Below are 10,730 nucleotides of genomic sequence, written 5' to 3'. Positions count from 1 at the left end.
ATTCGTACGGCAGTTGTTTCCCATGAATGGAATTTGCAAGTGAGACAGCGCCAGTTATCATCTGGCGTGACGATGGTGACGACCTTGAACGTTCACCAAATTTCCGTAAACTCGAGGTGCAGTCGATATGCGATATTACTCCGCATATGCGACGCATTACCTTTCATTGCGACGATGCAGTAAGGTATGCCATCATTGGATGCCTTACATGTCACCTTATGGCCCAAAAACCTGATTCTGACGTACCCCAATGGCCACGCATCGGCCTGAACGGCCTCATACTGTGGGCAAATCCTGAGCTAAGGCCAGATATGCGTAAGTACACACTGCGCTCGGTCGAGGTTGATACCGGACTTATCGATATTGACTTTATATTGCATGACAATGCTGGACCTGGTTCAAACTATGCAGCTCAAACGCGCGTGGGTGATGAGCTCAGTGTGATTGGCCCGGGTGGCGGCGGTCTGATAGATGCTCAGTGGTATCTGTTTGCCGGAGATGAAACAGCTCTGCGCGTACTTGCGCGCATGCTGGAGTATCTACCTGCATCTGCCAGCGGCTATACCTTTATAGAAGTCACAGATGAAAGTGAAGTCCAGTCAATATACTTTAAAGCCGCAATAAAGGCGAATTGGCTTTGCCGCGGTCGTGCTGCAACGTGAACCAGAAGTTTGCTTCAGGATGCGATATGAAGTGTGAGAATGCCGGATCCCCAAATACGCCGATATGTTTGGGCAGGGTGTGAGTACGATACTTTCTGCTCCATCCGCATCTACCTTCCTGGTGAACAAAAATTGGATAAGGCAGAACATCTCGTCGTTCCCTACTGGCGCAGGGGTGTCGACGATCATAGTTGATCGACGGTATCTTCAATGTTTGCGATAAAGAGAGTTATAAACCGAACGACAATTAATTTTCTCCTATGGCAAGAGATGTCGCTTGAGCAGAGCCTCAAGCCAGTCAGCGAAGACCTGTAACCGTCGTGAGAGATGTTGGCGATGGGGATAGAGCAGTGTCATGGGCATAGGTTGGGCGCGGTGTCGTGGCATTACTTCGATCAGATCACCTGCTTCTAGATGATTGTGCACATCATATGCTGGGATTTGGATCAAGCCGAGACCAGCTAAACAACAAGCGATGTACGCTTCCGCACTGTTTACTGTAATACGCCCAGGCAGATGCACCGCGTGAAGCACATCATCTTCTAGCCATTCCCAAGGTTCAACCCGACCGCTTGATGGGGATGAATAATTAATTGCCAAATGGCTTGTGAGTTCGTCCGGTGTGTGAGGTTTGCCATAGCGCTTTAAGTAAGCTGGGCTGGCAACATTGATTAGAGGCAGCTTGCCAATTGAACGCCCGATAAGGCCGGAGTCGCTTAGTGGGCCGACACGCAAAACGCAATCAACGCTGTCCTCTATCAGGTTCACTGCACGATCCGTTACCCCGAAATCAATGTCGATCTGCGGATAAAGATTAAGAAAATCTGGCAGCGCAGGCGCTATTATCAGACGGCCGATCCGTCCCGGAACATCAACGCGGAGCTTTCCGGATGGCTGCGCTGCTGCTTGTCGAAAGAGACTTTCGGCATCTTCGACATCGGCTATGACCCGCTGGCAGCGTTCGTAAAATGCCTCACCATCGTGCGTCGGAGAGACTTTACGGGTCGTGCGGTGAAGCAGTCGTGTGCCGACACGCCCTTCCAACTCCTGAATTGCCGCCGAGACTGAAGACCGCGGAATGGAAAGCGTATTGGCGGCACGTGTGAAACTTGAACACTCAACAACGCGAGTAAAAATTCGAAATAGGTCTATCCGGTCCAACCGCCCTAATTCCTCAATTGTATCGGTTTTCTGACAAGTGATGTCAGGATGCACATCTTTATCTTGAATGTATAGACGATACATTCCTCCAACGAAAGCGACCGAGGTCGCCATTGGGCATAGGAGGCTATTCATGACTGATCACAGCATTAAAGGTAAAACCGTCTTTATCGCTGGCGGTGGCAAAAACCTTGGCGGCTTGCTTGCACGCGATTTTGCCGCTCACGGTGCCAAAGCAATCGCTATTCACTACAATAGCGTTGCGAGCAAGGCAGATGCAGAAGCTACCGTAGCCGCTGTAAAAGCCGTTGGCGCTGAAGCAATCGCCTTTCAGGCCGATCTGACAACGGCCGATGCAGTCGAAAAGTTGTTTACAGACGCTGTAGCGTCAATCGGTCGTCCAGACATCGCGATTAATACAGTCGGCAAAGTGCTTAAAAAGCCGATTTTAGATATTTCGGAGGCTGAGTACGATGAAATGAGTGCAGTTAACGCTAAGGCCGCATTCTTCTTTATTAAAGAAGCAGGCAACCATCTCAATGATAATGGTAAGCTTTTGACGCTGGTCACCTCGCTATTGGGTGCTTTCACGCCATTTTATGCGAGTTATGCAGGTACCAAGGCCCCCATTGAGCATTTCACGAGGGCGGCCTCAAAGGAGTTTGGCGGTCGCGGCATCTCGGTCACAGCAATCGGACCTGGCCCGATGGATACGCCGTTTTTCTATCCGGCTGAAGGAGACGATGCGGTTGCTTATCACAAGACCGCTGCGGCACTGTCAAATTTCTCCAAAACAGGTCTCACCGATATTGAGGATATTGTTCCTTACATCCGCTTCATGGTTTCAGATGGCTGGTGGATGACCGGTCAGACTATTCTGGTCAATGGAGGGTATACGACGAAGTAAGAAATAGGGGGCGGTTTATCGAATTGGTCAGACCGCCCATTCGCTTTGGTTTATCAAGACCATATTGAAAACGAAGAATTGCAATGGATTATTTCCGAAAAGATCTGGGTATTTAGTTGGAAAACGCACAGAAAAGCTTTCGGCAACTATTTGAATTGCGGCATGAATCGGTCCCGCAAGTCAGGCTTGGTAGAACAGATCCGTCGACAATGTAGAGATTGTCTGATTCTCGCAGATGCAATTGAGCGTCCACTACGGACAACTCATTCTTGCCCATGCGACAGGTGTCTGAAGGATGGTGATGGGCAATTCGCCGCGACTGGTCGGATGTTTAACACCAAACAGCAATGAATAAGCGCTGGCCGTTACGGGAGCAGTGAAGCATTCCAACGAGATCGCGCGACGCCGTAACCAACAACGATTTCGGGTTGGCCATCCGCGGAAAAGTCGCCCGCGCATATAGGCCGTGCTCTTCGCATATTTACGAAGTGTAAGGCGTTCCAGTGGTCGGGCGGAGAAGATCACATGACGCGTTGGTCGGATTTGATCTCAAAGGTGGACGCGAGGCAGGCCGCAGCATTTCTAACACGTACCCGATACTAGCTACGCACGTTCTCTAGCGTTCCATCCATTAACGGCACCACTTTCGCAACTGGCTGCCGATGACCAGCTCGCGACCTGCTCAAACGGACGGCTTTCGATCGGTATCGAACATCCGGGCTACATTGTTGCCGATCTCAGCGAGGCCATTTAAGTGGCCGGATAAGGCGAAAAGACTAAAACCTGCTTTGGTTTCCTATGCGCGCGCATTTAGTGGGCGTTGCTTCTCAACCTTCGCTCAGCATAAACGAAGGCCGCATTGATAAGGATCGCAAGTGCTGCGACGATAAAGCCACCCTGCAAAACGAATGCCGTATTGCCCGATAACAGTCCTGCAACAATAACTTCACCAAGTGTACTTGCAGCTACGGTCGAGCCGATAGTTGCTGTGGAGAGCGAGATGATTGCGGCGAGACGAACGCCCGACAGAATAACCGGCAGAGCTAGTGGCAGCTCGACATTAAACAGCAATTGCCGGTCGGTCATGCCCATGCCACGCCCTGCATCAACCACGGATGGTTCAAGCTCGGTGAGACCGGTCAACGTGTTTTCAAAGATCGGCAGCAGGCCATAAAGCAGAAGCGCTATGAAGGCAGGAATTGAGCCAAAGCCGAAGATCGGCACGGCGATGGCGAGAACTGCGACAGGCGGGAATGTCTGGCCGATATTGGCCACTGCGCGCGAGAGCGGCAGGAATTCACGTCCGCTTGGACGTGTCGTTAAAATACCGAGCGTCACGGCGATGATGGTTGCCGTGAGCGTTGCGATGCCGACCAGTGCCAGATGGTTGATGGTCAGCGCCAGCAGTGAGTTCTGCGTATAGATGGCCGGTGCATTGTTGCGGGTGAAAGGTGCCAGCCAGCTTTGAAACCATTCCGGCTTCAGAATGAAAGTACAAAGCAGGACCAGCAGTGCGGTCTTGAGAACTGTGCCCAGTCTCATGCGACCCTCCGGGCGTGTTCTTCAATTGCAGCGCGGGTGATGCGGCCGATGATCTGACCATCACGGCTGACAGGGAGTGCGGTGCGACCTGACCATAGGCTTGCGCCCAGTGCTTCACGCAGCGACGCGTCACTGTTGATCGCATCACCACTCGCGTCGCCGGTCTCGACGAGACCGTCAACGGTTTCAAGCGACAACAGACGGAATACGCGGTCACTGCCACCGCCGAGCAGGGCATGGACAAAGTCCGTTGCCGGTTTGGTGATGATTTCTTCCGGCGTTGCATATTGCAGCAACTCGCCCTTATCCATCACTGCAATACGCGAGCCAAGGCGGATCGCTTCTTCCATATCGTGGGTAACAAGCACGATGGTGGTGCCGTAATGTTTCTGGATCGCCAGCAGATCTTCCTGAGCCTTGTCGCGGATGATCGGGTCAAGCGCACCGAATGGCTCATCCATCAGGAGGATTGCTGGATTGGACGCCAACGCACGGGCAACACCAATACGCTGTTGCTGACCACCTGAAAGTTCATGCGGCATACGGTTGCGATAGATCGCAGGATCGAGGTGAAACAGCGATAGCAATTCATCCACACGCGCGGAGATTTTAGCCTTGTCCCAGCCGAGCAGCGTGGGGACTGTGCCGACATTTTCCGCAATGGTGCGGTGTGGAAACAGTCCATGGCCCTGAATGGCATAGCCGATGCCGCGTCGCAGAATATGAGGTGGTAGTTCTCGGTTGTCTTTGCCGTCGATCTTGATCACGCCATGGCTTGGTTCGACAAGCCGGTTAATCATGCGCATCAGCGTTGTCTTGCCGGAGCCAGACGTGCCAACGATGACGGCCAAATCACCCGCGTCGATTGTCAGCGAAACATGGTCGACGGCCGTTTGCGCGCCATAAATGCGGGTGATGTTTGAAATCTCGATCATAGGACGGGCTCCTAATTCTGGTGGCCGCGGCTGATTTCTATCAGCGCGTCAAGCAAGATGGCGGCGACGAAGGCCAAAGCAACGGTCGGCAAAGCACCAAGCAACACCAGATCGGTGGCTGTCTGGGCGATGCCCTGAAAGACGAACATGCCAAGACCTCCGCCGCCCACAAGGCCGGCAATAACCGCAAGGCCGATATTCTGCACCAACACCACGCGGATGCCGGTGAGGATTACGGGGAACGCCAACGGCAATTCGACTGAGAACAAGCGCTGGCGGCGGGTCATGCCCACACCGCGAGCGGCGTCCACAACGGAAGGCGAGACATTATCAAGGCCGGTAACGGTTGCTGAAACGATGGGCAGAAGTGCATAGGCGACGAGAGCGATGAAGGCTGGTGCCGGACCGATACCAGCGATGCCAAGTGCGCTCGCACCGGGCAGATTGGCGCCAACCCATGCCAGCGGCGCAATCAGCACGCCGAACAAGGCCATGGACGGGATAGTCTGGATGACATTGAAGAAGGACAGAACAGCATCGCGCAGGCGCTTGACGCGGTGGATAAGTATGCCGATTGGCGTGGCGATGATGAAGGCTGCAATGAGCGAGCCGATCGCGAGAAAAGCGTGAGTGCTCAGTGCGCTCATGAACGCACCGCGACGAGAGGCATACTCCTTTAGAATGGAAATGTCGTTCCAGACGCCGCTATAGAGAAACACGCCAAGAAGGAATATGAAGATACCTAGCGCTGCCAGCCGTGAAAGCGGCTTGAGACGCATGCGGACAAGCGTGTCACCAATGGCGAGTGCCAGCGCCAAGAGTATTAGCCACAGGCTGCCGCCAGGCGAAACACGGGCATAATTATTGCTTGCCGGTGTAAGGTAGGTCGCGCTCCAGCCAATAGCGATGGCGAGCGTAATAAGGGTGATTACCAGAAGACCAAGGCGCAATGTCAGCTGCGTGCGCAGCGCCATGACGAGGGCAGTGACCAGCGACAGGACAATCAGTGCAAACGCCTGTAACGACGGTAAGGCATTCCAAATATAGACCGGTGCAGTCGCCGCGACGCGATTGGGACGCACGAGGGCAAAAGGTTGGATGAACATCGCAGCAATGATGATGAGGGAAATTACCAGCCCCAGTCGGTCAAAGGCAAAACGTGGGTGAGAGGCGGCGGTACGGTCTACGGCTAATTGCATGGTGAGTCCTGTTCGCCGGGAATTCTACTGGCTTTAGCGACGATTGCGCTTAGCATCGCTCCAAAGCCAGCCTTTAAGGATTGAGTCCCTGCCGAAGCTATTTATTCCGGCAGGCAAAAGGGTTACTTGATGAAGCCTTTTGAGGTTAAGTATTCGCGTGCAACATCAGCTGCAGGTTCGCCACCGACCTGGACGCGACCATTGAGCTCTTGCAAGTTTTCGAGGGAAAAGGATTCAAACACTGGCTTTAGCAGTTCGGCTATTTGCGGATTTTCCTTCAGAACTGCTTCGCGAATAATGGGGGTGGGTAAATAAACCGGCTGCACACCCTTGTCATCTTCCAATACGACGAGATCCGCAGGCGCAATGCCGCCATCAGTACCGTAGACCATGGCCGCATTGGCGCCCGAAGTTTGCTGTGCAGCAGCAGCGATCGTAGCCGCAGTGTCACCCCCTGAAAGCGTAATCAGTTGATCAGGCTTGAGGGTAAAGCTGTATGCCGTCTGGAACGCCGGTAAAGCTGTGGCCGAGCTTACAAATTCTGACGACGCCGCAAGTTTGATCTGCCCACCACCACTCACATATTTTCCGAAATCAGTCAGAGACTTGAGATTGTTTTTTTCCGCGACATCGCGGCGCACAGCAATTGCCCAGGTATTGTTGGCATTAGCCGGCGTCAGCCAAACAATCTTGTTGGCATCGTAATCGAGCTTTTTGGCTTCTTCATATCCCTCACGCGCCTTGTTCCATAGAGCAAGATCGCCCTTGTTGAAGAAGAACGCAGCATTCCCGGTATATTCCGGGTAAATATCGATTTGACCTTGCGTAATGGCTTCACGCACGATTGGCGTTGCACCAAGCTGGATCTTATCGATAACAGCAATATTGTTTGCCTTAAGAACCTGCGAAATAATGTTTCCCAACACCCCGCCTTCGGTGTCGATCTTGGACCCCACAACAACGTCTGCAGCCAAAGCAGACCCGGCAGCAGCTACCATGCTGGCCAATACGCCAGCAACAATCAAAGATCTCTTCATAATTTTGTTCTCCCTCACAGTCACCCGCTGTTTGATTTGCAGGCTAGTTTAAAACACCGGAAAGGGATATATCCCAGATTCCGAACGAAGGATGCCTCAGCAAAATTCTGTCATCCCGCTAGTGTTTTATAAGCGTCGAAAACTAGTCGTCGCGAGAAATAAAATTCTACTAATTATCCTCTGTCAGTAGTGACACCATCTCATTTAACATCGTTGGTGTGAAAGTGTTCCGTCGCCATACAAATGAAAGTATCTGGCGGTGTTCTTGGCCAAGTAGGTATTGCGTAATCGGGAAGGGAAGACGGGCAACAACTGGTTCGGGCAATATCGAAAGATAACCGTGTCGCGTGACCAGATTGATGATGACCGGAATTGAATCCATCTCGATTAAACGAAGTTTTGATGGACCTACCGGACCAAGCACGCTTTCCAGATAGAGCATCGCATGTTGTCGGATACCGCTTTTCGCACTGGGAAGTGCCAGGCGATGCTTTTGTAAGAACGTAGCCATGTTGTCATTCAGTTCCGCCATGACACGATGATCACCGATCAGGGCGAGCGGGGCATCTGATACGATGCGGCCATCAAAGTCCCGGGAGAAGTCGTCGTGGTCGATGAGGATCGCATCATAGCGGCGACTTTTAAGCCCAGAGATCAGTTCTTCTGCGGTGTTGGCCGAGATCGATAGCGGTTGACGCGGATAGAGCTTTTCCCATCCGGCTGTCAGATTGGCAAGGATCTGCGCAATATTGCTTTCATGGCCAAGCGGCATAACGGACCCGACCCGGCAGGTCGCGAGGTTGTATCGGAAGCGATCAGACGATGCATGAGACAGCTCCTCCCAATTGCTTATAATTGTTTCCACAAGAGTGAGCATTTGCTTACCGGCTTCGGTGCAACTGACACCAGATCGTGTCCGCTCAAATAAGCGGCAATCAAGGTTGCGCTCCAGTTCCGATAGCTGACGAGTCAGCTGCGGCTGCCCCATGCCGAGGCTTTTGGCTGCGGCGCGGATACTGCCCGCCTGGGCTGCAACAGAAAAGCGAATGAGAGCGGTGAGAGAGATGGCTGCACGATTATTGGTGGTGCCGCCGATAGATTGCAGCTCGCGACTGAGCTGCGCTGTTTCATTAAATAGTCTGCGGCGCTTTTGTGCCTCGAGTGTAAGGCTTAGAACTGCTCCCTCGCGCCGCATGAGTGGTACCGCGAGCGCTGTTTCCATTCGATCCAAGGCCGCGCTGACCGTGGACGGAGCGCGACCTTCCAGACGTGCGGTTTCGCGGATGGAGCAAGTTGCAATCAGCGAATTGATGATCAGAATAGTGGCAATGTCCATTAATATACCCCGATCTACACTACAGTCGCGCCGCATGTGATGTGCTTGCTGAATAATAGGCCTCAAGTTGTCGTTGGCCTATCGCATAGATTCATATTGCTTGCATCATGACTTATGCAGGTCTTTATAATTCTCGAAGGCCAATTCAGCGAGATTGGCAATGTTGCTCGAAGTCGCGACCCGAAACATATCATCCAGTATTCAGGGCTCATACTCCTCCAAAATTCCCACATCGCGCGTTCGCAATATGGGATATCCCTTGTGATCTCCCTGTCAGGTAAACTCATCCCGACAGCCTAATCTTGAAGGTATCGAACACAGTGCAGATCGTTTTGAACGGGCAGCCGCTTGGCTTTGCCGATATGATGAAAATCGGGAATGGGGAAGTGGAAGTTGCGGCTTCTGCGGAGGGCATGGAGCGGGTCAGAGCCTCGCGCGAAGTGCTGGAAGAGGCAATCCGCAACGGTGTCCCCGTTTATGGCAGCACGACCGGTGTCGGCGCGATGAAAGATGTGAGCTGGTCTGATGATGAGCTCGAAGAGTTCAATATGGGGCTGGTACGCGCGCATCATTTCGGTACCGGTGCCGCTTTCCCGCCATCTGTCGTGCGCAAGGCGATCGCCATTCGCATCAACACGATCCTGACCGGTCAGGTCGGTTGCACCACGGGTCTGGTTGATGCCTATCTCGATCTGATGCGTGCCGATGTTATTCCTGTCGTGCGTCGCACTGGCTCGATTGGTTGCGCCGACATTGGGCTGATGGGGCAGATTGGCGCTGTGCTGACCGGTGTTGGCGAGGCAATGTATCAAGGCAAGCGCATGCCTGCCAGTGAAGCGCTGAAACAGGCAGGGCTAAAGCCGCACCGTATGGCACCGCGAGATGCACTGGCTTCGCTTTCGGCCAATGCCGTGAGCTTTGCTGCCGCTGCCCGCGCCCTGCGTGATGCCGCTTCTGTCATCCGCGTTATGCTTGCAACAAGCCTCACGGCTTCCGGCGCACTTGGTGCATCGCCCGATCCGTGGCTGGCGGCATGTCATGTTGGCACGCCGCGTGAGGCGTTGGTCGGCAAATGGTTCTGCGATGCCGCCGCCTCATGGCAATGGCCGGTATCGACCCATGTGCAGGACCCGCTGAGCCTTCGTATGGTGGCGCAGGTTTTTGGCACGATTATCGAGAGCCTGCTTGGTGCCGGGTACAAAATTTTGCAGGCGACTGGACGCTCTGATGACAATCCGGTTGTGGTTGAAGGCCGTGTCGTGACCTCCGGCGGCTCATTGCCACTTGATGTGACAGTGTTGCTTGAATCCGTCTCCGTCTGTATGGCGCATGCAGCGCGCAATGCATTCAATCGCTGCGTGCTGTTGGGCAATGGCCATCGTCGTGGTCTACCACTCAATCTCGTGCCGGACGGTAAGATCGCAACCGGATTTGGCCCGATCATAAAGCTCGCAGGTGAAATTTTCTCCCGCGTGCTTTCGCTCAGTAGTCCAGTGTCTGCGCAGTCGCTGGTGGTCGCTGGCGGAATGGAAGACGAGGCGGCTTTCTTGCCGCTAGTAATTGAGCGCTTTGAACGTCAGGTGGAAGCGTTGAAACGTCTGGCCGCTCTGGAAGCGCTTCTGGCGTCGCAGGCTATAGATATTGTCGGTGATGAACCGCAGGGCGTTTCGGGCCTGATTTATGAACAGGTACGCAAATGCTCGCCATTCTATGAGAAAGATCGACCGCTTTCTGCTGAGGTGGAATGCATCGAAGAGCTCATCTGCTCGGATGCGATTGTGGCGCAGATCATCGACCGCGCGCCAATCAATAGTTTCGATAGTTTCTTCGCTTTGGGTACAGCCCCCGAAGGCACACCGGAAGCAACACGCGCGAAAGTCGTGGTTGCCGCCCCCGCATTTAAAGAAAACTGACTTAAAACACGCTGACTCAAAAGAGTTGATTGGGCAGG

At 53.4% G+C, this 10,730-nt stretch carries 9 protein-coding genes and 1 pseudogene; 3 read left to right on the top strand and 7 right to left on the bottom strand.

The window, feature by feature from the left end:
* The first annotated feature begins 26 nt into the window (after positions 1–26).
* A pseudogene (locus tag OIV19_RS08910) lies at positions 27–857 on the top strand (siderophore-interacting protein).
* Positions 858–920: 63 nt separating this feature from the next.
* Here the strand turns inward: OIV19_RS08910 and OIV19_RS08905 are convergent.
* On the bottom strand, positions 921–1,823 hold the full coding sequence (locus OIV19_RS08905) for a LysR family transcriptional regulator (RefSeq protein WP_264231381.1): 903 nt from the start codon (positions 1,821–1,823) through the stop codon (positions 921–923).
* A gap of 133 nt (positions 1,824–1,956) precedes the next feature.
* Between OIV19_RS08905 and OIV19_RS08900 the strand changes: the two genes are divergently transcribed.
* Positions 1,957–2,730 (top strand): SDR family oxidoreductase, encoded by a 774-nt coding sequence (locus OIV19_RS08900; RefSeq protein WP_095448047.1) that lies wholly within the window; start codon positions 1,957–1,959, stop codon positions 2,728–2,730.
* 112 nt (positions 2,731–2,842) lie between these two features.
* Here OIV19_RS08900 and OIV19_RS08895 read toward each other — a convergent pair whose 3' ends face one another.
* The 6 genes from OIV19_RS08895 to OIV19_RS08870 all read right to left on the bottom strand — a co-directional run bounded on the left by OIV19_RS08895 (position 2,843) and on the right by OIV19_RS08870 (position 8,779).
* Entirely contained in the window at positions 2,843–3,007 is a 165-nt protein-coding gene (locus OIV19_RS08895; protein ID WP_264231325.1) for a GMC oxidoreductase, read from the bottom strand.
* 533 nt (positions 3,008–3,540) lie between these two features.
* Positions 3,541–4,272 carry an ABC transporter permease gene (locus OIV19_RS08890; RefSeq protein WP_264231324.1) on the bottom strand — a complete coding sequence of 244 codons (732 nt, stop codon included), beginning with the start codon at positions 4,270–4,272 and terminating at the stop codon, positions 3,541–3,543.
* A complete protein-coding gene (locus OIV19_RS08885) occupies positions 4,269–5,207 on the bottom strand; it encodes an ABC transporter ATP-binding protein (protein WP_264231323.1) in 939 nt (312 codons plus the stop codon). Before OIV19_RS08885 ends, OIV19_RS08890 begins: the two co-directional genes overlap by 4 nt.
* Positions 5,208–5,218: 11 nt before the next feature.
* Positions 5,219–6,406: an ABC transporter permease gene (locus OIV19_RS08880; protein WP_264231322.1), complete on the bottom strand. Its 1,188-nt coding sequence runs from the start codon at positions 6,404–6,406 to the stop codon at positions 5,219–5,221.
* A 122-nt stretch (positions 6,407–6,528) separates the two neighbouring features.
* On the bottom strand, positions 6,529–7,443 hold the full coding sequence (osmF, locus tag OIV19_RS08875) for a glycine betaine ABC transporter substrate-binding protein OsmF (protein ID WP_264231321.1): 915 nt from the start codon (positions 7,441–7,443) through the stop codon (positions 6,529–6,531).
* A gap of 169 nt (positions 7,444–7,612) precedes the next feature.
* Complete coding sequence (locus OIV19_RS08870; RefSeq protein WP_264231320.1) at positions 7,613–8,779, bottom strand: LysR family transcriptional regulator; 1,167 nt, start codon at positions 8,777–8,779, stop codon at positions 7,613–7,615.
* A 362-nt stretch (positions 8,780–9,141) separates the two neighbouring features.
* Between OIV19_RS08870 and OIV19_RS08865 the strand changes: the two genes are divergently transcribed.
* On the top strand, positions 9,142–10,692 hold the full coding sequence (locus OIV19_RS08865; RefSeq protein WP_264231380.1) for an aromatic amino acid lyase: 1,551 nt from the start codon (positions 9,142–9,144) through the stop codon (positions 10,690–10,692).
* Positions 10,693–10,730: the final 38 nt, after the last annotated feature.

This window comes from Brucella sp. HL-2 (assembly GCF_025846885.2).
GTDB lineage: Bacteria > Pseudomonadota > Alphaproteobacteria > Rhizobiales > Rhizobiaceae > Brucella > Brucella quorumnocens.
Note: the sequence above shows the minus strand (reverse complement) of the source record. Positions and strands in the feature narration are given on the sequence as shown.